Source organism: Glycomyces buryatensis, from assembly GCF_004912275.1.
Lineage (GTDB): Bacteria > Actinomycetota > Actinomycetes > Mycobacteriales > Micromonosporaceae > Glycomyces > Glycomyces buryatensis.
In genome coordinates this window covers 36684-60670 of sequence record NZ_STGY01000073.1, presented here as the reverse complement: position 1 = coordinate 60670, position 23987 = coordinate 36684, and the positions used below count along the sequence as shown (strand labels likewise).

The 23987-nt window shown below is 66.3% G+C and carries 21 protein-coding genes; 3 read left to right on the top strand and 18 right to left on the bottom strand.

The window, feature by feature from the left end; all coding sequences use genetic code 11:
• Window positions 1-18: 18 nt before the first annotated feature.
• The 3 genes from rpsG to FAB82_RS22460 form a co-directional block, all read right to left on the bottom strand.
• Window positions 19-489: a 30S ribosomal protein S7 gene (rpsG, locus tag FAB82_RS22470; RefSeq protein ID WP_136536802.1), complete on the bottom strand. Its 471-nt coding sequence runs from the start codon at window positions 487-489 to the stop codon at window positions 19-21.
• A 2-nt stretch (window positions 490-491) separates the two neighbouring features.
• The gene (gene rpsL, locus FAB82_RS22465; protein WP_136528419.1) at window positions 492-863 is read right to left on the bottom strand and encodes a 30S ribosomal protein S12; all 372 of its coding nucleotides are present in this window, start codon (window positions 861-863) and stop codon (window positions 492-494) included.
• Window positions 864-1474: 611 nt separating this feature from the next.
• On the bottom strand, window positions 1475-1858 hold the full coding sequence (locus FAB82_RS22460; RefSeq protein ID WP_136536801.1) for a hypothetical protein: 384 nt from the start codon (window positions 1856-1858) through the stop codon (window positions 1475-1477).
• Window positions 1859-1911: 53 nt separating this feature from the next.
• Between FAB82_RS22460 and FAB82_RS22455 the strand changes: the two genes are divergently transcribed.
• Complete coding sequence (locus tag FAB82_RS22455; protein ID WP_136536800.1) at window positions 1912-2103, top strand: hypothetical protein; 192 nt, start codon at window positions 1912-1914, stop codon at window positions 2101-2103.
• Between the two features lie 22 nt (window positions 2104-2125).
• On the opposite strand, the gene FAB82_RS22450 is transcribed toward FAB82_RS22455, so the two are convergent.
• From FAB82_RS22450 to FAB82_RS22380, 15 genes are all read right to left on the bottom strand, one after another.
• Window positions 2126-2344, bottom strand: a complete 219-nt coding sequence (locus FAB82_RS22450; protein ID WP_136536799.1) for a hypothetical protein — start codon at window positions 2342-2344, stop codon at window positions 2126-2128.
• Window positions 2345-2427: 83 nt separating this feature from the next.
• Window positions 2428-2748, bottom strand: a complete 321-nt coding sequence (locus FAB82_RS22445; RefSeq protein WP_211116777.1) for an AbrB/MazE/SpoVT family DNA-binding domain-containing protein — start codon at window positions 2746-2748, stop codon at window positions 2428-2430.
• A 171-nt stretch (window positions 2749-2919) separates the two neighbouring features.
• Window positions 2920-6807: a DNA-directed RNA polymerase subunit beta' gene (locus FAB82_RS22440; protein ID WP_136536798.1), complete on the bottom strand. Its 3888-nt coding sequence runs from the start codon at window positions 6805-6807 to the stop codon at window positions 2920-2922.
• Window positions 6808-6889: 82 nt separating this feature from the next.
• Window positions 6890-10321 carry a DNA-directed RNA polymerase subunit beta gene (gene rpoB / locus FAB82_RS22435; protein ID WP_136536797.1) on the bottom strand — a complete coding sequence of 1144 codons (3432 nt, stop codon included), beginning with the start codon at window positions 10319-10321 and terminating at the stop codon, window positions 6890-6892.
• Window positions 10322-11276: 955 nt separating this feature from the next.
• Entirely contained in the window at window positions 11277-12503 is a 1227-nt protein-coding gene (locus FAB82_RS22430; protein WP_136536796.1) for a hypothetical protein, read from the bottom strand.
• Window positions 12504-12607: 104 nt separating this feature from the next.
• Window positions 12608-13807, bottom strand: a complete 1200-nt coding sequence (locus FAB82_RS22425; protein WP_136536795.1) for a hypothetical protein — start codon at window positions 13805-13807, stop codon at window positions 12608-12610.
• Between the two features lie 180 nt (window positions 13808-13987).
• On the bottom strand, window positions 13988-15217 hold the full coding sequence (locus FAB82_RS22420; protein ID WP_136536794.1) for a hypothetical protein: 1230 nt from the start codon (window positions 15215-15217) through the stop codon (window positions 13988-13990).
• Between the two features lie 123 nt (window positions 15218-15340).
• Complete coding sequence (locus tag FAB82_RS22415) at window positions 15341-16579, bottom strand: hypothetical protein (RefSeq protein WP_136536793.1); 1239 nt, start codon at window positions 16577-16579, stop codon at window positions 15341-15343.
• A 216-nt stretch (window positions 16580-16795) separates the two neighbouring features.
• Complete coding sequence (rplL, locus tag FAB82_RS22410) at window positions 16796-17173, bottom strand: 50S ribosomal protein L7/L12 (RefSeq protein ID WP_136536792.1); 378 nt, start codon at window positions 17171-17173, stop codon at window positions 16796-16798.
• A gap of 35 nt (window positions 17174-17208) precedes the next feature.
• The gene (gene rplJ, locus FAB82_RS22405) at window positions 17209-17745 is read right to left on the bottom strand and encodes a 50S ribosomal protein L10 (protein ID WP_136536791.1); all 537 of its coding nucleotides are present in this window, start codon (window positions 17743-17745) and stop codon (window positions 17209-17211) included.
• Between the two features lie 266 nt (window positions 17746-18011).
• On the bottom strand, window positions 18012-18713 hold the full coding sequence (gene rplA, locus FAB82_RS22400; RefSeq protein WP_136536944.1) for a 50S ribosomal protein L1: 702 nt from the start codon (window positions 18711-18713) through the stop codon (window positions 18012-18014).
• 69 nt (window positions 18714-18782) lie between these two features.
• On the bottom strand, window positions 18783-19211 hold the full coding sequence (gene rplK / locus FAB82_RS22395) for a 50S ribosomal protein L11 (RefSeq protein ID WP_136536790.1): 429 nt from the start codon (window positions 19209-19211) through the stop codon (window positions 18783-18785).
• A gap of 178 nt (window positions 19212-19389) precedes the next feature.
• Window positions 19390-20127 (bottom strand): transcription termination/antitermination protein NusG, encoded by a 738-nt coding sequence (gene nusG, locus FAB82_RS22390; protein ID WP_136536789.1) that lies wholly within the window; start codon window positions 20125-20127, stop codon window positions 19390-19392.
• A gap of 194 nt (window positions 20128-20321) precedes the next feature.
• Window positions 20322-20603 (bottom strand): preprotein translocase subunit SecE, encoded by a 282-nt coding sequence (gene secE / locus FAB82_RS22385; protein ID WP_136536788.1) that lies wholly within the window; start codon window positions 20601-20603, stop codon window positions 20322-20324.
• A gap of 102 nt (window positions 20604-20705) precedes the next feature.
• A complete protein-coding gene (locus FAB82_RS22380; RefSeq protein WP_168801722.1) occupies window positions 20706-21230 on the bottom strand; it encodes a GbsR/MarR family transcriptional regulator in 525 nt (174 codons plus the stop codon).
• A 58-nt stretch (window positions 21231-21288) separates the two neighbouring features.
• Between FAB82_RS22380 and FAB82_RS22375 the strand changes: the two genes are divergently transcribed.
• Both FAB82_RS22375 and FAB82_RS22370 read left to right on the top strand, forming a co-directional pair.
• Window positions 21289-22209 (top strand): ABC transporter ATP-binding protein, encoded by a 921-nt coding sequence (locus FAB82_RS22375; protein WP_136536786.1) that lies wholly within the window; start codon window positions 21289-21291, stop codon window positions 22207-22209.
• On the top strand, window positions 22206-23855 hold the full coding sequence (locus tag FAB82_RS22370) for an ABC transporter permease (RefSeq protein WP_136536785.1): 1650 nt from the start codon (window positions 22206-22208) through the stop codon (window positions 23853-23855). Before FAB82_RS22375 ends, FAB82_RS22370 begins: the two co-directional genes overlap by 4 nt.
• Window positions 23856-23987: the final 132 nt, after the last annotated feature.

The window sequence follows — 23987 nt, the reverse complement described above, 5'->3', positions numbered from 1 at the left end:
TGCCTTCTCTTGAGGTCACTACCAGCGGTAGTGGGCGAATGCCTTGTTGGAATCGGCCATCTTGTGAGTGTCTTCGCGCTTCTTGACCGCGGCACCGAGGCCGTTGGAGGCGTCGAGGATCTCGTTGGTCAGTCGCTCGACCATGGTCTTCTCGCGGCGGTCGCGGGAGAAGCCCACGAGCCAGCGCAGACCGAGTGTGGTGGCGCGCTGCGGGCGTACGTCGACCGGGACCTGGTAGGTCGCGCCGCCGACTCGGCGGGAGCGGACCTCGAGGGTCGGCTTGACGTTGTCGAGCGCGCGCTTGAGGATGACCACGGGGTCGGAGTCGGCCTTCTGGCGGCAGTTCTCGAGGGCTTCGTAGACGATGCGCTCGGCGAGGCGGCGCTTGCCGTCCTTGAGGACCTTGTTGATCAGCTGGGTGACGAGCACCGAGTTGTACACCGGGTCGGCGGTAAGCGGCCGGCGCGGCGCGGGACCTTTACGCGGCATGCTTACTTCTCCTTCTTCGCGCCGTAGCGGCTGCGGGCCTGCTTGCGGTCGCGCACACCCTGGGTGTCGAGCGCGCCGCGGATGATCTTGTAACGGACACCGGGCAGGTCGCGGACACGACCGCCGCGCACGAGCACGATCGAGTGCTCCTGCAGGTTGTGGCCGACGCCGGGAATGTAGGCGGTGACCTCGGTGCCGTTCATCAGGCGAACACGGGCGACCTTGCGCATGGCCGAGTTCGGCTTTTTAGGCGTAGTGGTGTACACACGGGTGCACACGCCGCGGGCCTGCGGGCTGCCCTTCAGCGCGGGCGTCTTAGTCTTGCTGGTCTTGACCTTGCGGCCGTTCCTGACCAGCTGCTGGATGGTTGGCACTGAGCCGAACCCCTCTCAGACGTGGTGGTTGCGTAATCCTTGCGTGGCGCCATCTGTAACCCCAGCTCAAGTGAGCTGGGTCCCGTCCCCCGCGTTCGGGCGTGTCGCGTCTCTCCGGACCCATACCGGCCACTAGGCAAAGCGAACTTCGCCGATCGTGCAGGTTCAGACGCGTCCGTGAATTCATCCCAAAAAGGATTGACTATCAGAGTCAATATTCACGAAGCCCCCAGTACGAGGGTGTGCGTGCCGATGACGCCAGGAGACTGGGCCCAATGAAGGGCCGTCGCCGCCTTGCAGGCACGCAACCTGGCCTGGCTCTCACGGGGACCAAGCTGCCGGAGTAGACAGGGCCACCATGCCGCTCAAAGCGGTGTCCAGGCGCAAGGGAAAAGCCTACCTAGCCTAACGAACGCGGTCAAAGCCATTATCGACCCACAGGACATCCGTGTTCAGAGTCACGAACGAGCGGTGGGGCGGGCGACTTCGACATTGTTCGAAGCGGTGCGGTAGACACACCGTGGCCTATCTTAGCTCGTGGAACACGGGAGAACCGAGGGGGCCGGGGGCCAGCGGCGAGTGTTCACTCACCCTTTCCCACCACGCAAAAATCACGCCCCCGAATTAGGAAGGAAGAAGCCAAAAGCCACATCGCCGTCGTACGAAGTCTGCCCCGCGGACCGGGCCATCCCGACGATCCACACCAGCACTACCGCCAGCACGATCGCCCCGGCGATCCCGATCGCGATCCAGGCCAGCTTCCGGATCCGCCGCAGCTTCCCCGCCCCCAACAGGAACCCCCCGGACGCGGCGATGTCCCGCTCCGCCTGCGACGCCAGGATCAGCGCCATGATCGCCGGCACCACCCCGCCGACGAACAGGGACAGGGCCACCCCGATCCCCGCGAGCATCTGAGCCGCGACGACCTTGCTCGATTCGACCGGCTCCGGATCATCCGGATGCCGGACCCCGCCAGCATGCTGAACCTCTACCACCCGCCCATCCTATTGGGGTTGCACGGCTAAGCCCGGCGGGGGAACATACCCGCATGACAAAACGCCCGAGCGAGGCTGAACTTAAGGAACAGTACAAGGAGGCCTGGGAAGAGTGGTACGCCTCAGGGGACGCTGAACTCTTGGACTCCGTAACCGGCGACGGCCTTGGCACGCCGGAAGAGGAGGAAGCGCAGGAGGCAGCTCTCGAGCGCGCGCTCGAGAGCGAAAACACTGAGGGCCGGTAGCGCCAACTACCGGCCCGATCAATCACGGATTCTTGAAGATGTCGTGGGTGCCGATCCGCCGCCAGACGATATGGGGTTCGCCTGGGATCTTTTCGCCACCGTAAGACCAAGTCGCGCGTCCATCGGGCGCCCAGGTCAGCTCGAAAACCCCCGGTGTGCCCTTCACGCCTTTGACTCGAAGGCCGGGCCGCGGATGGATTCCCGCAGCAAGATCCGCCTTAAAGCCGTTGACCGCCTTCATGAACCGTTCTCGTTGCTCATCGCTGAGCCGTTCCCAGTCATCATCGAATCTCGGGAGCGGCTCGTAAGTCGGGACCACTGACTCTATCGCTCCCGGTTCAAGTACTCGAACATCTCGTCAAGGTCGTGGAACACCTTCCCGCCGCCAGCCGCGATCTGTTCGTCCGCTTCGCGCTCTCCCGCCTGCCATTCGGGGGTCCAGAACCAGCGCTGATCGGCGGAGACCATCGCCATGCCCTCCATCGTTACCTCACCGTCCTCATGGATGTTGAACCGAACGTAATCGCCTTCTTTGACTTTCAAAGCCTCTCGAACCTCCTTAGGGAGCGTGACTTGCCCCTTCTGGCGGATTCGAGCCTCGAAGGTTCCTGCCACCTGCCGCCCCTCGTCTTGTGCTCTCGACATCGAACCCTCCCCAGGATTTTCTTACATTCTAACTATAACACTTTCAGATTCTTATGGCTTCCGCGCGTTTGAGCTACACACCCAGCAGCGAGAACGGTTCTGGCCCCCGGCGCTTTCGCGCCGGGGGCCAGAACCGTTCAGCCGTCGGGAATCGGCCTGTATTCAGCTTTTCTAGAAGGTGCCCAGGTCGTACGAGTCTTCCAGGGAGACCGCCGGGCCCGTTCCGTAGGAGAAGCTGGGCGTGGACGTGTCCTCGTAGCCCCCCAAGGAGTAGACCGCGGCCTTGGCCTCCTCGGTCGGCTCGACCGAGACGTTGCGGTACTTGGCGATGCCGGTACCGGCCGGGATCAGCTTGCCCAGGATCACGTTCTCCTTCAGGCCGACCAGCGAGTCGGATTTGCCGGAGATCGCGGCCTCGGTGAGGACGCGGGTCGTCTCCTGGAACGAAGCCGCGGACAGCCACGACTCGGTCGCCAGCGACGCCTTGGTGATACCCATCAGCTGCGGGCGGCCGGAGGCCGGCTCGCCGCCGTCGGCGATGATCTTGCGGTTGACCTCTTCGAACTCGAGGCGGTCCACCAGAGAACCGGGCAGGAACTCGGCGGTGCCGGAGTCGATGATGGTGATCCGCTTCATCATCTGGCGCACGATGATCTCGATGTGCTTGTCGTGGATCATCACGCCCTGCGAGCGGTACACGTCCTGGATCTGCTCGACCAGGTGGCGCTGCACCTTCCGCGGGCCCAGCACGCGCAGCAGCTCGTGCGGGTCGATGGTTCCCTCGACCAGCTTCTCGCCGACCTCGACGTGCTCGCCCTCGGCCACGCGCAGGCGGAGCCGGCGCGGAACCTTGTCGACCACGATCTCCTCGGAGCCGTCGTCGGGCGTGATGATGATCTTGCGGCTCTTCTCGGCATCCTCGATGCGCACGATGCCGCTCGCTTCCGCGATCGGCGCCTTGCCCTTCGGGATACGGGCCTCGAAGACCTCCTGCACACGCGGCAGACCCTGCGTGATGTCGTCCCCGGCCACACCACCGGTGTGGAAGGTACGCATCGTCAGCTGGGTGCCGGGCTCACCGATCGACTGCGCGGCGATGATGCCCACGGCCTCGCCCAGGTCGACCTTCTCACCGGTCGGCATGGAACGGCCGTAGCAGGCGGCGCACACGCCCTGACGCGACTCGCACGTCATGACCGAGCGAACCTTGACCGTCGAGACGCCGGCCTCGACCAGCGTCGCGATCGTGTCCGAGTTCAGCGCCGTGTTGCGCGGCAGGATGACCTTGCCGTCGACCTCGACGTCGTCCACGAGGTTCCGGGCGTCCACCGAGGTCTCGGCGGTCTCGGTCTCGATGAGCTTGCCGTCGACCTCGACCGCGAGCTGGAAGTCCAGGCTCCGGTCGGTGCCGCAGTCGTCCTCGCGGATGATGACGTCCTGCGAGACGTCCACCAGACGACGGGTCAGGTAACCCGAGTCGGCGGTCCGCAGCGCGGTGTCGGCCAGGCCCTTACGGGAACCGTGAGTCGAGATGAAGTACTCCAGGACCGTCAGGCCCTCGCGCAGCGAGGACTTGATCGGGCGCGGAATGATCTCGCCCTTCGGGTTCGCCACCAGGCCACGCATACCGGCGATCTGCCGCAGCTGCAGCATGTTGCCTCGCGCACCGGAGTTGATCATCTGCCACAGCGGGTTCTCGGGCTGGAGGGTGTTGTTCAGGTCCTCCAGCACCTCGGCCGTCGCCTTGGTCCAGATCTCGGTGAGCTCGCCGCGGCGCTCCTCGGCCGTCATCAGACCGCGCATGTACTGCTTGTCGATCTTGGCGGAGTCGCCTTCGTACTTCTCCAGGATCTCGGCCTTGTGCTCGGGCTCGACGACGTCCTCGATGCCGATGGTGACACCGGACCAGCCGGCCCACTTGAAACCGGCCGACTTCAGCGCGTCCAGGCAGGCGCCCAGCTGCACCTTCGAGTAGTGCTCGGACAGGTTGTGGATGATGTCCGACAACTGGCCCTTGCGGATCTCGTAGTTGACGAAGCCGAAGTCCGGCGGCAGGCACTCGTTGAAGAACACCCGGCCCAGCGTCGTGGAGACGATGAGCGGCTCGCCCGGCTCCCAGCCCTCGGGAGCGACCCACGGCTCCTCACCCGGAGCGTTGGTCACCGAGTGGATGCCGTCCAGGCGGATCCGGATCGGCGACTGGAGGTCCAGCTCGCCGAGGTCCTTCGCCATCTGGGCCTCACCGATGTCGGTGAAGACGCGGCCCTCGCCGGCCTGCCCCGCACTGAGGTGGGACAGGTAGTACAGGCCGATGATCTGGTCCTGCGTGGGCAGGGCCACCGGCTTGCCGTCGGAGGGCTTGAGGATGTTGTTCGAAGCCAGCATCAGGATGCGGGCCTCGGCCTGGGCCTCGGCGGACAGCGGCACGTGGACCGCCATCTGGTCACCGTCGAAGTCGGCGTTGAAGGCGGTGCACACGAGCGGGTGAAGCTGGATGGCCTTGCCCTCGACCAGCTGCGGCTCGAAAGCCTGGATGCCCAGACGGTGCAGCGTGGGCGCACGGTTGAGCAGCACGGGGTGCTCGGAGATGACCTCTTCGAGGACGTCCCAGACCACCGGGCGGGCCCGCTCGACCATCCGCTTGGCCGACTTGATGTTCTGCGCGTGGTTGAGGTCCACGAGGCGCTTCATCACGAACGGCTTGAACAGCTCCAGGGCCATCTGCTTGGGCAGACCGCACTGGTGCAGCTTCAGGCGAGGACCGACCACGATGACCGAACGGCCCGAGTAGTCCACGCGCTTGCCCAGCAGGTTCTGGCGGAACCGGCCCTGCTTGCCCTTCAGCATGTCCGAAAGGGACTTCAACGGGCGGTTGCCGGGACCGGTGACCGGACGGCCGCGACGGCCGTTGTCGAACAGCGCGTCCACCGACTCCTGCAGCATCCGCTTCTCGTTCGCGACGATGATCTCGGGAGCCCCGAGGTCCATCAGCCGCTTGAGGCGGTTGTTGCGGTTGATGACCCGGCGGTACAGGTCGTTCAGGTCCGAGGTCGCGAAGCGGCCACCGTCGAGCTGCACCATCGGGCGCAGTTCCGGCGGGATGACCGGCACGCAGTCGAGCACCATGCCCATCGGCGAATTGCCGGTGGCCTGGAACGCCGCCACGACCTTCAGACGCTTGAGCGCCCGCAGCTTCTTCTGGCCCTTGCCGTTGGCGATGATGTCGCGCAGCAGCTCGGCCTCGGCCACCAGGTCCATGTGCTCGAGGAGATTCTTGATCGCCTCGGCGCCCATGCCGCCGGTGTAGTACTCGCCGAAGCGCTGCTGCAGCTCGCGGTAGAGCATCTCGTCGCCGATGAGCTGGCGCACGTCGAGCTTGCGGAAGGTGTCCATGACCTCGTCGAGACGGTCGATCTCCCGCTGGGCCTTGTCGCGGATCTGGCGCATCTCGCGCTCGCCGCCGTCCTTGACCTTGCGGCGGACGTCGGCGCGGGCGCCTTCGGCCTCCAGCTCGGCCAGGTCGGCCTCGAGCTTCGAGGCGCGCTCCTCGATCGCGGCGTCGCGCTGCTGCTCGAGGGTCCGCTTCTCGGCCACGATCTCGTTGTCCAGCGTCGGGAGGTCGCGCTGACGCGCCTCGTCGTCGACACTGGTGATCACGTAGGCCGCGAAGTAGATGACCTTCTCAAGGTCCTTCGGCGCCAGGTCCAGCAGGTAGCCCAGCCGGGACGGAACGCCCTTGAAGTACCAGATGTGCGTGACCGGGGCGGCCAGCTCGATGTGGCCCATGCGCTCACGCCGGACCTTCGAACGGGTCACCTCGACGCCGCAGCGCTCACAGATGATGCCCTTGAACCGGATGCGCTTGTACTTGCCGCAGTAGCACTCCCAGTCCCGAGTCGGGCCGAAGATCTTCTCGCAGAAGAGGCCGTCCTTCTCGGGCTTGAGGGTCCGGTAGTTGATGGTCTCGGGCTTCTTCACCTCGCCGTGAGACCACTGCCGGATGTCCTCGGCGGTGGCGAGGCCGATCTTCAACTTGTCGAAGAAGTTGACGTCGAGCACTGAACTCTTCTTCCCCTTGATGCTTCTATAAGGATGGATGAGACGTGGGTGAGGGCGGCAACGCAGCCGCCCTCACTCGACGTCAGGCGCTTTCGAAGTCGACGCTGTTGGGTTCCTCGTGGGACAGGTCGATCCCCAGCTCCTCAGCCGCACGGAAGACCTCGTCGTCGCTCTCGGTCATCTGGATGGCCTGCCCATCGGCGGACAGCACCTCCACGTTCAGGCACAGGGCCTGAAGCTCTTTGAGGAGCACCTTGAACGACTCCGGGATACCCGGCTCGGGGACGTTCTCGCCCTTGACGATCGCCTCGTAGACCTTCACGCGGCCGACCACGTCGTCAGACTTGATCGTCAGCAGCTCCTGCAGCGCGTAAGCCGCACCGTAGGCCTGCATCGCCCAGCACTCCATCTCACCGAAGCGCTGGCCACCGAACTGGGCCTTACCGCCGAGCGGCTGCTGGGTGATCATCGAGTACGGGCCCGTGGACCGCGCGTGGATCTTGTCGTCCACCATGTGGTTCAGCTTCAGGATGTACATGTAGCCGACGCTGATCGGGTCCGGGAACGGCTCGCCGGTGCGACCGTCGAACAGCCGAGCCTTGCCGGTCGGGGCGACCATGCGGTCCCCGTCGCGGTTCGGCAGCGCGTTCGCCAGCACACCCTGGACCTCCTCGGCGTGCGCACCGTCGAACACCGGAGTGCCGACCTTCGTGCCCGCCGGGGACTCGTCCGCCCCGATGCCCTTGAGCGCCTGCGCCCACTGCTCGTCGAAGTTCTCGATCTTCCAACCGGCCTTCGCCGCCCAACCCAAGTGGACTTCCAGCACCTGGCCGATGTTCATACGGCCCGGCACACCCAGCGGGTTGAGCAGGATGTCGATCGGGGTGCCGTCGGGCAGGAACGGCATGTCCTCCTGCGGCACCACCTTCGAGATGACGCCCTTGTTGCCGTGGCGCCCGGCCAGCTTGTCGCCCACGCCGATCTTGCGCTTCTGCGCGATGTAGACGCGGACCATCTCGTTCACGCCCGGGCTCAGCTCGTCGCCGTCCTCGCGCGAGAAGGTCCGGACACCGATGACGGTGCCGGCCTCGCCGTGCGGAACCTTGAGCGAGGTGTCGCGGACTTCGCGGGCCTTCTCACCGAAGATCGCGCGGAGCAGCCGCTCCTCGGGGGTCAGCTCGGTCTCGCCCTTCGGCGTGACCTTGCCGACGAGGATGTCGCCGTCCTCGACCTCGGCGCCGATCCGGATGATGCCGCGGTCATCGAGGTCGGAGAGCATTTCCTCGCCGACGTTCGGGATGTCGCGGGTGATCTCTTCCGGACCCAGCTTCGTGTCGCGGGCGTCGACCTCGTGCTCGTCGATGTGAATCGAGGTGAGCACGTCGCCTTCGACCAGGTTCGAGGACAGGATGATCGCGTCCTCGAAGTTCTGGCCCTCCCACGAGGTGAAGGCCACGAGCAGGTTCTTGCCCAGGGCCATCTCGCCCTTGTCGGTCGAGGGACCGTCGGCGATCGGCTGACCGGCCTCGACCCGCTCGCCCTCGGTGACCAGCGGAACCTGGTTGATGCACGAGCCGGCGTTGGAACGGCGGAACTTGTGCAGCAGGTAGGTCCGGCGCAGGCCGTCGTCCTGGGCGATCGTGATGTAGTCGGCGCTGGCGTCCTCGACGAGACCGTCGGAGTCGGCCACGACCACGTCACCGGCGTCGACGGCGGCACGGTACTCCATGCCGGTGCCGACGAGCGGCGAGTCGGTCTTGATGAGCGGCACGGCCTGGCGCTGCATGTTCGCACCCATGAGTGCGCGGTTGGCGTCGTCGTGCTCCAGGAACGGGACCAGCGCGGTGGCGACCGAGGTCATCTGCCGCGGGGAGACGTCCATGAAGTCGATCTGCGCACCGGGCACCAGCTCGGCCTCGCCGCCCCGGCCACGGGCCAGGACCTGCGCGTCGGTGAAGGTGCCGTCGGCGTTCAGGCCCTGGTTGGCCTGCGCGATGACGAACTTGTCCTCTTCATCGGCGGTGAGGTACTGGATCTCGTCGCTGACCTTGCCGGCCTCGACCTTGCGGTACGGGGTCTCGATGAAGCCGAACGGGTTGACGCGGGCGAAGGTCGACATGGCGCCGATGAGGCCGATGTTCGGGCCTTCCGGCGTCTCGATCGGACACATGCGGCCGTAGTGCGACGGGTGGACGTCTCGGACGTCCATCGCGGCACGGTCGCGGGACAGACCGCCCGGGCCGAGCGCCGAGAGGCGACGGCGGTGGGTCAGACCCGTGATCGGGTTGACCTGGTCCATGAACTGCGACAGCTGGGAGGTTCCGAAGAACTCCTTGATCGCGGCCACGACCGGGCGGATGTTGATGAGCGTCTGCGGCGTGATGGCCTCGACGTCCTGAGTCGTCATGCGCTCACGGACGACGCGCTCCATGCGCGACAGGCCCACCCGGATCTGGTTCTGGATGAGCTCGCCGACGGTGCGCAGGCGACGGTTGCCGAAGTGGTCGATGTCGTCGGGGCCGAAGCCCGGCTCCGCCGAGTGCAGCCGCAGCATGTACTCGATGGTCGACGCGAGGTCTTCCTCGGTCAGCACTCCGGTGCTGATCGGGGTGTCGAGCTCGAACTTCTTGTTGACCTTGTAGCGGCCCACCTTGGCCAGGTCGTAGCGCTTCGGGTTGAAGAACAGGTTCTCCAGCAGCGTCTGCGCGTTGTCCTTGGTCGGCGGCTCGCCGGGACGGAGCTTGCGGTATATGTCCAGGAGCGCCTCGTCCTGGGAGTTGATGGTGTCCTTCTCCAAGGTCGCCATCATCAGTTCGGACCAGCCGAAGCGCTCGCGGATGCGGTCGGCGTCCCAGCCGATCGCCTTGAGCAGGACGGTGACGGCCTGGCGGCGCTTGCGGTCGACGCGGACGCCGACGGTCTCGCGCTTGTCGACATCGAACTCGAGCCAGGCGCCGCGGCCGGGAATGACCTTGGCACTGGTGAGGTCGCGGTCCGACGTCTTGTCGGGCTGCTTGTCGAAGTAGACACCGGGCGAGCGGACGAGCTGCGAGACGACGACGCGCTCGGTTCCGTTGATGATGAACGTCCCCTTGGGGGTCATCATCGGGAAGTCGCCCATGAACACCGTCTGGCTCTTGATCTCGCCGGTGGTGTGGTTGATGAACTCCGCCGTGACGAACAGCGGGGCGCAGTAGGTGAGGTCCTTCTCGCGGCATTCCTCGATCGGGGCCTTGACCTCGTCGAACCGCGGGTTCGAGAAGGACAGGCTCATGGTGCCCGAGAAGTCCTCGATCGGGCTGATCTCCTCAAGGATGTCACCCAGACCGCTCTCTGCACCTTCTCCGATGCGGGCGCGGTAAGCCTCATTGCCGACGAGCCAGTCGAACGAATCGGTCTGGAGCGCCAGTAGGTTCGGGACTTCCAGTTTTTCTTCGATCCTGCCGAATGAGATACGGCGAGGTGCGTGCTTGCTCTTGCTGGAGCTGGTCTTGCCAGTGCGGGAAGCTGCCAAGATTCGTCCTTCCGAGGACCTGATGGTTACGACGGCCGACGCATGCCACAGTCACCGCACCGATGCGGGATCAGACGAGGACAGCCGGAGGCAGGCACCGAATCGAACAGACTCGCGCAGAGCACAAGTGTTCAAGAGTCGGTCGTTGGCCTGGATTCCCCACCGTCCGCGTCCCTCACCGCGTCAAGAAGGCGTGAAGGAGGCAGCGCAAATTAATAGCTTAGTGTAAGCTTCGGCAACTGTCAACTCCCCGCCGGGTCAGCGGGGTCAGTGGTGACGACGATCTCTCCGTCTGCCGAAGTCCTCCCGAACTCAGGGTCGAATCCTGCCCGGCCCCACACTGCGGGGCCTTCCTTCGCTCCGCCTGCCCGACCGGCCGAAGACCAGTGCGTAGGCGTTGCACGCGCCACTAGGTGCGCTTGAGGAACTAGTTTGCAGGATCAAGTCACACTTCGTCAAGTCAGGCGTCCAATACGCCCGGATGGGTTTGTTCGCACTGCCCGTCTGGAAGCGACGTGAGCAGGGTCGCAGCAGCGTCGCGACAAGGTCACAGCGGAGTCGTGGTCACAGCGGAGTCGCGCGGCCGCGGACCGGCCGGTGGCAGCTCGGACGGCGGCGGACCGGGCGGGATCCGACTGGAGCTGGCGAGCGGCGGCGCGGGCGATGCTTCAGACGCCACAGCGCGGTGGAGGGCGCCGGGCTCGGGCGGCGCGCCGAGCCGTCCCCTCCCCGGCTCGGCGCGCCTGAACTCGCGCCCTCGGTGCGATGCGGAGCGCCCCGGTGCGTCGCCTCGGCCGACCGCGAGTCGCGGCCGGCGGGCCCGGGACGCCCCGCCTTCACACCTGCGGCGGCCGAAGCGGGCCGCCTCATCGGGTACAACGAGCCCGCGCCACAAAGGTGGCGCGGGCTCGTTGAACCGGCTCGGACGGGTGAGGCCGATCCGGCGATCGCTCTTTTAGCCTTCGATCAGGCCCTGGGCCTTGTCGATGGCCTCGCGCACCGACTCCTGGTAGGCATACAGCTCCTGCTCGATGGAGAGGTAGAAGTCGAGCTGGACCTGGTCCCAGGCGTTCCCTGCCGTCTCGCTGTAGCCGGTCTCCTCACCGCAGGCGACGAAGCCGGTCGCCATCTCGATCTCGTAGGCCTTCCTGCCCTCGTAGTCGGAGGGCAGGTCGGCGGGAATCTCGGGGATGTCATAGTCCGGCATCTCGCCGACGGGGAATTCGGAGAGGTCGCCCCCCTCGCCACCGTTGTAGACCACGATGAAGTACTCCCAGATCGGCAGGTAGCCGCTCTCGTCGAACTCCCACTCGCCCAGCTGCCCCTCGGACAGGCAGGTCAAAAAGGCATCCTCTACCTCGGCGACCGCGGCCCGGTACCCGTCCTCCATTTCCTGCCAGGATTCTTCGGTGCCCGTGGGCATTTCGAGGCCGTAGCTCCAGTGGGAGAAGCTATCGCCGTCGCCGAGGTCCTCGGTGACCTCCTCGGGCTCGCCGTAGAGGGCATGGATCATCTCCAGCTTGCACCCGCCGGGCTTGGGCTCGGAGTACCCGTCCCCGCCTTCGACGTCGATCTCGCCCGATGCGGCGTCGCCCTCGGCGGTCTCGGCGGTCTCGGCTTCCTCGATGGACCCCTCCTCCTCGAGTGCCCAGCCGTAGTACTCGGTGGCGTATTCCTCGCCGTAGAAGGCGGCGTACCAGTCGAATTGCTCCTGCGGGGAGAGGGTCTCGAACTCGGAGTTGTCGACGTCCTGCATCTCGTCCTCGCCCTCGGGGTTCACATCGGCGATGGCCGCATCGAGCTCGGGGTCCTCCGAGCCCTCGCCGGTGTTCGTCCAAGCGCTGAAGCCCCACTTCTCGGCCTCCTCGGCCGACGGCAGGAACTCCTCGTGCGGGTAGTACTCGACGAGCGACTCCTGCTCGGTCTCGTCCCACGGCGCCAGCTCGTACTGGTCGTGGACGGTCTGTCCCTGGTCTTCGAGACAGGTCTGGACGATGCGGAGCTCGGCGGCGGACAGCTCTTGTTGGAGGGCGGTGCTCTCATTGAGAGCGTTGACCAGGCGGGTCGCGGCGTCACCGTCCCCGCCCTCACCCGCTTCGTCGCCGCCGAAGACCGAGCACGCGCCGGTCGCCGCCAGGGCGGCGGCCACGAACGCGCCCACTGATTTATTCCAATGTGTCATGTCAGGGGTCCTTTCGAATGAATTACTCCTACCGTCCGAAAGGCGCCGCGAAGGGGCCGAATCGTTGCAGGTCGACTGGGGCCGTTATTCATCCGAAATGCGATTCAGCCGGCGATGAGGTCCTGTGCCCGCCCCAGTGCCGCGTCGGTCTCCTCTTGCCAGGCGTAGAGCTCGGTCTCGACTTCCGCGTAGACGCCGTAGTGGATCCGGTCCCATTCGACGGTGGCGTCCTCGCGAAAGCCGGAGGTGTCGCCGCACTCGGCGAATTCGACGGCCATGGCGATCTCGGCGGCCTTCTTGCCGTCGTAGTCGGTCGGGAAGTCGGCGGGGAGTTCGGGGACGTCGCTGGAGGGGCTTTCGTCTGAATTCTCGCCGTAGTAGGCGACGCTCCAGTAGTCGCGCACCGGGAGGGACCCCCATTCGCTGAACTGCCACTCGCCCATGCCGGCGTCGGCGTCGGCGTCGGCGTCGGCGAGGCAGTCGAGCAGCGCGTCCTGGGATTCCTGGATCGATCCTGACCATTCGGGTTCGAGTTCACCCCAGTCGATCTCGTAGGTGTCGATCGGCGCCTGGGGCCGCCAGACCCAGTACTCCCGGTCGCCCTCCTCGGATTCCTCGGTGATGAATTCGGGCTCGCCGTAGAGGGCCTCGATCATCTCCAGCAGGCATCCGCCGGGCTGGGGGTTGCCGAGGTCGAGGGTGCCGCCCGCCTCGGATTCGCTGGAGGCCCATAGCTCCTGGAGTTCGTCATCGGTGAGGTAGTTCCCGGAATAGGTCGCCTCGGCGTACTCCTCTCCGGCGTAGTCGAAGTACCAGGCGCGTCGGTCCTCATTGGATAGCGCCTCGAACTCGGAGTTGTCGGCGATCTTCGGCCCGGACTCGTCCTCGACCTCTTCCCCGAAGCGCAAGTTGTGGTACTCCTCGGCCTCGGCGGTTCCCTGGGCCTCGGGCGCCCCGGCCCATTCCCCGAAGCCCCATTGCTCGGCGTCCTCGGGCTCGGGGAGCCATTCGGCGAATGGGTAGGAGACGACCGAGGCTTCGAGGTCGTCGGTATCGATCTCGACGAGTCCGATCTCGTCGTGGACCGTGTGGCCCTTGTCCTCCATGCAGTCCTTGAGGATCCGCCGCTCGGCGTTGTGGAGCTCCCATTCGGTCAGCTGGGTCTCGTTGACCAGTTGCGTCAGGTCGGCCGCGGTCTCCGCGTCGACCGTCTCGGCCGGGTCCTCCCCGCCCGAATCCTCGCCGAACATGGTGCACGCACCGGTCGCCGCGAGCATGGCGGCACCCCCCGCGATCGCGCCCATTCTGGTCCACTGTCGCATTTCGGTCCTCTCTTCTGCGGTCCCCCGTCTGAACTTGATTACGTGCGCCGACGCGAGCGTCGTTGCCCCGGATCCCGGTTTTTCTCCCTTGGATATGGAGAAGCCCGGGCCGCGCCCCATCTGCGCAGCCCGGGCCCTTTTTCCCCGATCCAGAGGTGGTCTTTAGGAGCCGATCATCTCCTGGGCTTTCTCGATGGCGTCACGCATCTCTTCCTGCCATGCGAAGACGTCCTCTTCGATCGCCGTGTATGCGTCGATGTGAACCTGGTCGTAGGCCTCGGTGGACTTGGTGGCGTAGTCGAGCTCTTCGCCGCACTCGGCGAAGGCGATCGCCACCTCGATCTCGTAGGCCTTCTTGTCCTCGTACGAGCTGGGGAGGTCGTCGGGGAGCGGCGGGAGCTCGGGGGCCTCGTAGCCCTCCATGTCCCCGTACATATCTTCCTGGGACTCGTCCCAGTAGATCTGGTAGAAGTACTCCCAGGTGGGGACGTAACCCCCTTCGCCGATCTCCCAGCCCTCGTGGCCGCGTTCGGCCAGGCAGTCGGAGAAGTCGTAGGGCAGGTCGCCGATCTTGTCGAGGTAGGCGAGTTGGATGTCCTCCCACATGGTCTCGGAGCCGTACTCGGGGTTCTCGGGGCGGTAGGACCACTCGGTCCAGGACTCCTCCGCGGATTCGCCCTCGTGCTCGACGAGTTCCGGTTCGCCGTAGAGGCCCTCGATCATCTCGAGTTCGCAGCCGCCGGGCTTGGGCTCGACGTACTCCTCGTCTTCGAGCACGATCGCGCCGTCTGCGCCGGGCTCCTCGGTGGCTACGCCGTCTTCGGGCATGCCTTCCTCGCCGTAGTTCTCATCGAGCAGGTAGGCGTCCCACTCCGCGGCCTTCTCCTCGCCGTAGTAGGCGACCCACCAGTCGTACTGCTCCTGCGGGTCGAGGGCTTCGAACTCGGAGTTGTCGGGCTCCTCGTAGTTCTCGTCGTATTCGTCCTCGTACTGCTCTTCCTGGTGCTCATAGTAAGCCTGGGACTCTTCGGGGTCGGAGCCCTCCGCGTCGGCCCAGGCGCCGAAGCCGTACTCGGCCGCGTCCTCTTTGCTGAGGATGAAGCTCTCGTGCGGATATTCGTAGGTCAGGGAGTCCATCTCCTGAGGCTCCCACTGCTCCATGGTGTAAGCATCGTGGACGGTGTGTCCCTGCTCTTCAAGGCAGTTGACGATGATCCGGTGCTCCGCCGCGGACAGCTCGGCGTCGAGGCGGGCGCTCTCGTTGACCATGTCAACGAGGCGATCCTCGTCGGATTGGGTGGGCTCGTCTCCGCCAAAGCCGCACGCGGCCGTCAGCGCGAGCGCGGCGGCCACGCCGAGCGCCCCCGCTCCTCTCGATGCCTTGCGCATCATCGGTCTCCTTGGGTAAGTGAGTGTGTCTATCCCGAAGACGCAGTGCGGAAGCAGAAGAGTTGCAAGCGGATGAGAAAGTCTTGAATTTCGCCGCGCCGCCGGTCCGGCGGCGCGGCGGTCCCGCTAGAGCAGCTTCTGCGCGTCCGCGATGACGGCGCGCAGTTCCTCCTGGTACGCAAAGAGTTCGGTCTCGGCGTCGCGGTAGGCGTAGAGCTCGGCGTTGTCCCAGGCCTCGACGGCGGCATCGCGGAAGCCGGTCTCGTCGGAGCAGGCGACGAAGGCCTCGGCGAGGGCGATCTCGTGGGCGACCTTGCCGGCGTCGTCGGTGGGGAGGTCCACCGGGAGGTCGGGGGCGCCCTCCGGCGTCTCGAGGCCGCCCATGTCCTCCAGCTCGGCCGGGTCGTACATGGCGGCCTCCTCTTCGAGGTAGTCCTCACCCTGGTAGACCATGGACAGGTAGTGGTTCACCGGGAGCGAGCCCCACTCGTCGAACTCCCAGTCGCCCCAGCCGCCGTCGGACAGGCAAGAGATGAACGCCTGCGACTCTTCAACGGTCCCTTCGATGTAGGCGGCATTGGAGTCGACCTCCACGGCCGGTTCGTCCACGCCCCAGGACCATTCGTTCATGGGCTCGCCGGAGGCCTCCATCTCGGCGGCCATCTCGGGGTCGTCCTCGAATCCCCCCATCGGAACCAACTCGGGCTCGCCGTAGAGGGCCTCGATCATGGTGAGCCGGCAGCCGCCCGGCTTGAGGGGGTTGTTGTCCTCGTCGAGCCCGGTCCAGTCGTAGGCCCGAATCTCGTCCTCGGTGGCATCCGGGTGCTCCAGGGTCCACACCGTGAACTCGGACAGTTCCTCGCCCTCGTAGGCGATGTACCAGGCGGCGCGCTCCTCGGCCGGGAGCGCTTCGAACGCGGAGTTGTCGATCTCCTCGGTCGACTCGGCGATCTCCTCTTCCTCGCCGCCCACGCCGTAGGCGACCTCCTCGTATTCCTCGTAATCCTCATTGGAGACGACGGTGCCCACGCCGAATCCCCACTCGGAGGCGACTTCCGGCTTCGGCAGCCAATTGTCGAAGTCGTGCCAGGAGTCCTGGAGACCGCCGTCCTCCTCGGTCCACGCGGGGAACAGGTGGGCGTCGTGCACCGAGTGGCCCTGCTCCTCGAGGCAGTCCTTGATCACCGCGTACTCGGCGTCGGCCACATCGGCGCGCAGGCGCTCGTTCTCGTTGAGCAGATCGACCAGGGCGACCTTTTCGTCCTCCTCGCCCGCCTGATCGGACTCGTCGGGGGTGCAGGCGCTCGCCGCGGCCAGGACTGCGGCCGCGGCGGCCAGGGAGGCCGCACTCTTCCACCGTCGCATAGGGGTCCCTCTTTCCATCCAGGGTCTGGGTACGCGATTGATACGCGCGAACCGGGCGCAAGGTTGCCACTGCCGCGCAATGTTCTCGGGCATGAAAGAACCGGGCCCGCGTCACCGATCGGTGACGCGGGCCCGGCCGTACAGGGCTGGGAGGCCCCTAACTGCTATTGCGGCGTCGCCCGAAGGCTTCGCCCAAGTCGCTGGGAGCGGCTTGTATTACTTGAGGGAGACGGTGGCGCCGGCGGCCTCGAGGGCCTCCTTGGCCTTGTCGGCGTCGTCCTTGGAGGCGCCTTCGACAACAGCCTTGGGGGCGCTCTCGACGAGCTCCTTGGCTTCCTTCAGGCCGAGGCTCGTGATGCTACGAACTTCCTTGATGACCTTGATCTTGGACTCGCCCGCGGATTCGAGGACGACGTCGAAGGTGGTCTTCTCCTCGGCGGCCTCGGCGGCCGGGCCGGCAGCGGCGGCAACGGCGACCGGAGCGGCGGCGGTGACGTCGAACTTCTCCTCGAACGCCTTAACGAACTCGGAGACCTCAAGGAGGGTCATTTCCTCGAACTGCGACAGCAGGTCTTCAGTGGACAGCTTAGCCATGATGTGGTTCCTTTCTCAAGTCTTGGGCCCGGGGGTTACTCCCCACTGGCCGCCTTCTTTTCCTGCAGCGCCGCACCGAGACGCGCCACCTGCGAAGCAGAGGCGGCGAGGACGCCGGCGGTCTTCTGCGCGGTGGCCTGGAGCGCACCGGCGAGCTTGGCCAGGAGCACCTCGCGGGACTCCAGGTCGGCCAGCTTGGTGATCTCTTCGACGGTCAGGACGTTGCCGTCCATGACACCGCCCTTGACCACCAGAGCCTCGTGGGCCTTGGCGAAAGCCTTCAGGCCCTTCGCGGCTTCGACCGGGTCACCTTCGATGAAGGTGATCGCGGTGGGGCCGGTGAACAGGTCATCAAGACCGGACACGCCGGCCTGGTTCGCGGCACGCTTGGCGAGGGTGTTCTTGGCGACACGGTAGTTCGCCCCCTCGCCGAGGGAACGCCGGAGCTCCTGAAGCTCTTCGACGGTCAGACCGCGGTACTCCGTGAGCACTGCGGCCGACGAGTTCGAAAAACGCTCGGTGAGGTCGGCGATGGCAGACTGCTTGTCTGCCGGATATTCCCTTTCAGCCATGTTTCCCTCCTTTCTCGGCTGATCAATCCTCAACCGTCTTTATGGAGGCGACAAAAAAGGCGCCCCATCGGGACGCCAGAAGGAACCGCATCAGGCTCGCGCCTGAAAAGCTCTTGAGTCGCCCTGCGTTGGTCCCGGGTGGTTTACAACCGCTCAAAGCGGTGACCGACGGTCTTTGGGTTGTGGAAAACTAGGCAATCTTAACAGGGGAAACGCGAGGGCCCCAGTGCAGGTACCTGCACTGGGGCCACGTCACATTCGCCGAATTACTTGGCGGCCTTGACCGCGGACGGGTCGACCGGGATGCCCGGGCCCATCGTGGTGGTCAGGGTGATCTTCTTGATGTAGACGCCCTTGGAGCTGGCGGGCTTCAAGCGCTGCACTTCTTCAACGGCCGCGTTGTAGTTCTCGGCCAGCTGCTCCGCGGAGAAGCTGGTCTTGCCGATCACCAGGTGCAGGTTGGAGTGCTTGTCGACGCGGAAGGAGATCTTTCCGCCCTTGATCTCCGTGACGGCCTTGGCGACGTCCGGAGTGACCGTGCCGGTCTTCGGGTTCGGCATGAGACCGCGCGGGCCCAGGATGCGCGCGATCCGGCCGATCTTGGCCATCTGGTCGGGCGTGGCGACGGCGGCGTCGAAGTCGAGCCAGCCCTCGGAGATCCGCTTGACCAGGTCGTCGGAGCCGACCTCGTCGGCGCCGGCCGCGAGAGCGGCCTCGGCCTTGTCGCCCTCGGCGAAGGCGATGACGCGGACGGTCTTGCCGGTGCCGTTGGGCAGCGAGACCGTGCCGCGGACCAGCTGGTCCGCCTGGCGGGGGTCGACGCCGAGACGCATGGCGACCTCAACGGTGGCGTCGAACTTGGACGGGGACGTCTCCTTGGCGAGCTCGGCGGCCGGGAGCGGCGCGTAGAGCTCGGACTTGTCGACCTTCTTGGCGACGTCAGTGTATTTCTTGCTGCGCTTCATGATCCATCCTTCGGATGTCGTGGTGAGGACGAGCGCTCGCCCTTCCACTGGGTCTGCTTATTCGACGTCGATCTATTCGACCGTGATGCCCATGCTGCGGGCGGTGCCCGCAACGATCAGGGCGGCGGCGTCGATGTCGTTGGCGTTGAGGTCGGGCATCTTCTTCTCCGCGATCTCGCGGACCTGGGCCTCGGTGACCTTGCCGACCTTGACGCGGTGCGGTTCGCCGGAGCCCTTGGGCACACCGGCGGCCTTGAGCAGCAGCTTGGCTGCCGGCGGGGTCTTGAGGACGAACGTGAACGAACGGTCCTCGTACACCGTGATCTCAGCGGGGAGGATCTCGCCGCGCTGCGATTCGGTGGCCGCGTTGTAGGCCTTGCAGAACTCCATGATGTTGACGCCGTGCTGGCCGAGGGCAGGACCCACCGGCGGAGCCGGAGTGGCCTGGCCACCCGCGAGTTCCAGCTTGAACGTCACAACGGCCTTTTTCTTGGGAGCCATCGTGTCCTTCTCTTCCTGGGCTGTCACGGGACGAAATCGCCCCGTCTGTTCAGTGCGCGCGCCTGCGGCACGCAGGCGCACAACTTCTCCAGGGTACTCGCAGGAGAAGTCCACACCTCAAGCGAGGTGTGTGACCTGTAGCAGGCGCTACAGGCCGCGGCCGGCGACCCGGCGCTCCTTAGAGCTTCGAGACCTGGTTGAAGTTCAACTCGACCGGGGTCTCGCGGCCGAAGATCGAGACGAGCACCTTGAGCTTCTGCTGCTCGGCGTTGATCTCGGAGATCGTGGCCGGCATGGAGGCGAAGGCGCCGTCGACGACGGTGACCGACTCACCCTCGGTGAAGTCGACCTTGATGCCGGAATCGGTGGAGGTCCCGTCCTCGGAGGAGGCCTCGGTCTCGGGCTTCTGCTCCGGCGGCAGCAGCCACTGGATGACCTCGTCGAGCGGGAGCGGGCTGGGGCGGTCGGTGCGGTCGACCACGCCGACGAATCCGGTCACGCCGGGAGTGTTGCGCACGACCGAGTAGGACTCGGGCGTCATCTCCATGCGGACCAGCACGTAGCTGGGGAAGACCTTGGCCTCGACCTTGGACCGCTTGCCGTTCTTGATCTCGACCTCGGTGTGGGTCGGGACCTCGATCTGGTAGATGTAGTCCTCCTGGTCGAAGGACTGGATGCGGTTCTCCAGGTTCGAGCGCACGCGGTTCTCAAAACCCGCGTATGAGTGCAGCACGTACCACTCGCCGGGTGCGAAGCGCAGCTTGGCGCGCAGGGCCTCGGCGGGGTCGACCTCGGGCTCGGCGTTCTCATCGGCCTCGATGTCCTCGGGCTCGATCTCCTCGGCGACGTCCGTGTCCTGCGCCGCGGCGGCTCGGGCCTCGGCTTCGTTCTTCAAGGCTTCGTCGAACTCAGACACGCTTGGCTCTCATTCCGGCTCATCCCCGCGGTCGGCGGGGGACTGCATTGGTCTCTCGGGTGCGGCGAGCCCGCCCCCTCTAACACGCACGCGCCGGACGGAGCCGGCGCGTGTTATACCCCTAGGGTAACCGCTCGATGCGGGGGTTCGCCTCAGGCACCTGGAGACAGGCGCAGGTCACGTAAGCCGGAGGTTCAGGAGTCGGCGCCGAAGGCCCGGCGGACGAGGTCGCCGAAGAGGAAGTCGAGTGCGCCGATGTAGGCCATCACGACGGCGACGAAGATGAGGACGACGATCGAGTAGGTGATGAGCTGGCGTCGGGTCGGGTAGACGACCTTGCGCAGCTGCTCGACGACCTCGCGCAGGAACCGGCCGAGACGCCTGAAGGGGTTGACGCGGGCCGTCTTCTCACCACGCTTGGGGGTGGGACGACCTTTGTCAGCGGTCGCATCGGAGCGGCTGGTGTCGTCGGCCACGGCGGTCCTCCAGGGTAGTTCGGCTCGGTGAGCCTGCGGCGCGTGTGCGCGGGGTCGGCATCGGCAATACCGCCATAGGCTACCGAACGGCCCCCCTTCGCCTCACTTCGGCCGGGCGGGGCCGCGCTTACCGGCGCGGTACGCATTCCATTTCTCCCGCATGTCCGCCATCTCCGAGAGCATGAACTCCATGAAGTCGACGGTCTGCTCGAGCCGGTCGCGGCCGGGCCCCGGCGGCAGGGTGCGCACGCCCTCGATGGCGACCGCGCGGTAGTGGTCGATGATCGGGGAGCGGTCGAGCATGACCGAACCCCAGATGTCGTCGTCGTTGAGCCGGTAGACGTCGGCGCGGGTGGAGGCGCGGCGGGCCTTGATGAGCAGTCCGGCGGTGGTCAGTTCGCGCACCGCCCCGGAGACGGCGGCGAGGCTGATGCCAAGGCCCTCAGCGATCTCGGCGGCGGTGTAGGTGACCTCGTCGTCGGCGAGTATGTAGGCGAACACGCGCGCCGACATGCGCTGCATCCCCGACTCCACCAGAATCGCCGCGAATCGCTCCACGTACTCCAGCAGCGCCTTTCGGTCGTCGGTATGGCCGCTCATCGTCTCCCCCTCGTCAGCGATGTACATGTTATGCCACGGCATTCTAATTTTCACACATTCATGAAAAGTATGATATTGTGAGCCGATGAACGCAGTGATCCGCACCGAGAAACTGGTCAAGCGCTTCGGTCACGTGACCGCGCTCGACAATCTCGATCTTGAAGTGGCCAGGGGCCAGACCCATGGCTTCCTGGGCCCCAACGGGGCCGGGAAGTCAACCACCATCCGCGTCCTGTTGGGCATGCTGCGCGCCGACGGCGGCAAGGCCGAGCTCTTCGGCTCCGACCCTTGGAGCGAAGCCTCCGAGCTGCACCGCCGCCTCGCCTACGTGCCCGGCGACGTCGCCCTGTGGCCCGGCCTCACCGGCGGTGAGACCATCGACGTCCTCGGGCGCCTCCGCGGCGGCATCGACAAGCGCAAACGCGACGAACTGCTGGAGCGGTTCGACCTCGACCCGCGCAAGAAGGGCCGCTCCTACTCCAAGGGCAACCGGCAGAAGGTCGCGCTCGTCGCCGCCTTCGCCGCCGATGTCGAACTGCTGCTGCTGGACGAGCCCACCTCCGGGCTCGACCCGCTCATGGCCGCCGTGTTCAACGAGTGCGTCCGCGAGGTCGCCGCCCAGGGCACGACGGTACTGCTGTCCAGCCACGTCATGAGCGAGGTCGAGCAGCTGTGCCAGAAGGTCAGCATCATCCGCAAGGGCGTCATCGTCGAGACCGGAACGCTCGCCGAGATGCGCCACTTCTCCCGCTCGCGCATCCACGCGACGGTGAAGAACCCGGTCCGCGGCCTTGACGACCTCGAAGGCGTTCACGACCTCGCCGTCGACGGCCTGGACGTGCGTCTCAATGTCGACACCGGGGCGCTCGACGATGTGCTCGCCCAGCTCGCCGTCGTCGGCATCACCGCCCTCACCTGCGAGCCCCCGTCGCTCGAAGAGCTCTTCCTGCGCTTCTACGGCGACGAGCTCGCCGCCAAGGGCGTCAACAACGGAGACCAGTCATGACCACCGCGACCATGGAGCCGACGGCGCTCAAGGAGGGCACCCTCGGCACGCTCGCCGGCACCGGCAAGCTGCTGCGCTTCCAGACCCGCCGCACCCGCGTCTTCATCATCGGCTGGTTCGTCGGCCTCGTGGGCTTCTCGTGGCTCATCGCCGCGGCCTTCCCCAGCCTGTACCCGAACGCCGAGGACCGCGCCGAGTTCGCCGTCACCCTCGACACTCCGGCGATGCGGTCGATGACCGGGCCGGGCGAATACCTCGACGCCTTCGCCGAGTCGACCGGCGCGATGTTCGCCCAGCAGATGATCCTGTGGGTCGGGGCCATCACCGCGGTCATGTTCATCCTCCTCGTCACCCGGCTCACCCGCGCCGATGAGGAGACCTCCCGCCTGGAGGTCATCCGCTCCGAGCCGGTCGGCCGCCGCGCCGACCTGGCCGCCTCGATGATCCTGGCCGTCCTCGTCGCCGTGCTAATCGGCGCCGGCATGGCCGTGTCCGTCCTGGGCATGCAGGGCGTCGACGCCGGTGGCGCACTGCTCTACGGGCTCGGCTACACCTCGCTGGGAATCGTCTTCGCCTGCCTGACCGCGGTGGCCGCCCAGCTGGCCGCGTACCAGTCGAGCGCCAACGGGCTCGGCTTCGCCGCGCTCGGCGCCACCGTCCTGCTGGCGGCGATCGGCAACGCCCAGGAGAACTGGGTGACGTGGCTGTCGCCGGTCGGCTGGTCGCAGCTGACCTTCGTGTCCACGCCCGACCAGCGCTGGTGGCCGCTGGCCCTGACGCTGGGCGTGGGAGCGATCGCCCTGTGGGTGGCGTTCGCGCTGGTCACGCACCGCGACTTCGGGGCCGGCATGCTCCCGTACCGGCCCGGCCGGGCCGAGGCGAAGCCCGGACTGGGGAGCGCCGGTGCGCTGACCTTCCGGCTGACCCGCGGCCTGATGTGGGCCGGCGTCATCAGCTTGGTGCTGCTGGCGGCCGCCTACGGCTCGATCGTCGGCAGCGCCGACGACATGCTCTCGGGGCTCTCCGAAGACCAGCAGGCGGTCCTCAACCAGGGCGGGGCGAGCATGGAGGAGAACTTCGCCTCGACCATCGCCGCGATCGACGGACTGTTCGCGGCCCTGTTCGGACTGCTCGTGGTCGGACGGGCCAGGAAAGAGGAGACCGGCGGACGCGGCGAGCTCCTCGCCTCCGGCCCCGTGGCCCGCAGCGGCTGGCCCGGGAGCTACCTGCCCGCCGCGCTCGTCGTCGCCACCGTGGCCACGGCCGCCGGCGGACTCATCCTGGGGTTGACCGGCGCCGCATCGACGGGTGACGGCGCGTTCTTCGGGAAGCTCTTGGGCGCCTCGCTCATCCAGCTCCCGGCGATATGGGTACTGACGGCGTTCGCGTTCACCATGTACGCCTGGCTGCCGCGCGCCGGCTGGCTGCGCTGGATCGCGTGGATCTACGCGTTCGTGGTCGCCTACTACGGGGAACTTCTGGAGCTTTCTTCAGGCGCCCAGGGGATCTCGCCGTTCTACCACGTCTCGGCCTACCCGGCCCAGGACATCGACTGGCTGGCGCTGATCGTCCTCACGGTGGTCGCGGCGCTCATCGCCGCGATCGGCTACCTGGGCGTGCGGCGACGCAATCTGCACTTCAGTTAACTGCAGAAACAGCGCATTAACCAGATACAAGGAAACCGAAGATCGAGCGCCCGGCGGGTCCGAAAGGGCCGGCCGGGCGCTTCGTATGCTCGCCCACTCCGGAGCGGCCGGGGGCGACCTGTCATACCCGCG

Coding starts and splice junctions, on each gene's coding strand:
- FAB82_RS22430 (WP_136536796.1), bottom strand. CDS start 12,503: ATGACACATTGGAATAAATCAGTGGGCGCGTTCGTGGCCGCCGCCCTG.
- FAB82_RS22445 (WP_211116777.1), bottom strand. CDS start 2,748: ATGTCGAGAGCACAAGACGAGGGGCGGCAGGTGGCAGGAACCTTCGAG.
- FAB82_RS22455 (WP_136536800.1), top strand. CDS start 1,912: ATGACAAAACGCCCGAGCGAGGCTGAACTTAAGGAACAGTACAAGGAG.
- FAB82_RS22380 (WP_168801722.1), bottom strand. CDS start 21,230: ATGTACATCGCTGACGAGGGGGAGACGATGAGCGGCCATACCGACGAC.
- FAB82_RS22370 (WP_136536785.1), top strand. CDS start 22,206: ATGACCACCGCGACCATGGAGCCGACGGCGCTCAAGGAGGGCACCCTC.
- rplK (WP_136536790.1), bottom strand. CDS start 19,211: ATGGCTCCCAAGAAAAAGGCCGTTGTGACGTTCAAGCTGGAACTCGCG.
- FAB82_RS22420 (WP_136536794.1), bottom strand. CDS start 15,217: ATGATGCGCAAGGCATCGAGAGGAGCGGGGGCGCTCGGCGTGGCCGCC.
- rplL (WP_136536792.1), bottom strand. CDS start 17,173: ATGGCTAAGCTGTCCACTGAAGACCTGCTGTCGCAGTTCGAGGAAATG.
- rpsG (WP_136536802.1), bottom strand. CDS start 489: ATGCCGCGTAAAGGTCCCGCGCCGCGCCGGCCGCTTACCGCCGACCCG.
- FAB82_RS22375 (WP_136536786.1), top strand. CDS start 21,289: ATGAACGCAGTGATCCGCACCGAGAAACTGGTCAAGCGCTTCGGTCAC.
- FAB82_RS22450 (WP_136536799.1), bottom strand. CDS start 2,344: ATGAAGGCGGTCAACGGCTTTAAGGCGGATCTTGCTGCGGGAATCCAT.
- FAB82_RS22425 (WP_136536795.1), bottom strand. CDS start 13,807: ATGGGCGCGATCGCGGGGGGTGCCGCCATGCTCGCGGCGACCGGTGCG.
- rplJ (WP_136536791.1), bottom strand. CDS start 17,745: ATGGCTGAAAGGGAATATCCGGCAGACAAGCAGTCTGCCATCGCCGAC.
- FAB82_RS22415 (WP_136536793.1), bottom strand. CDS start 16,579: ATGCGACGGTGGAAGAGTGCGGCCTCCCTGGCCGCCGCGGCCGCAGTC.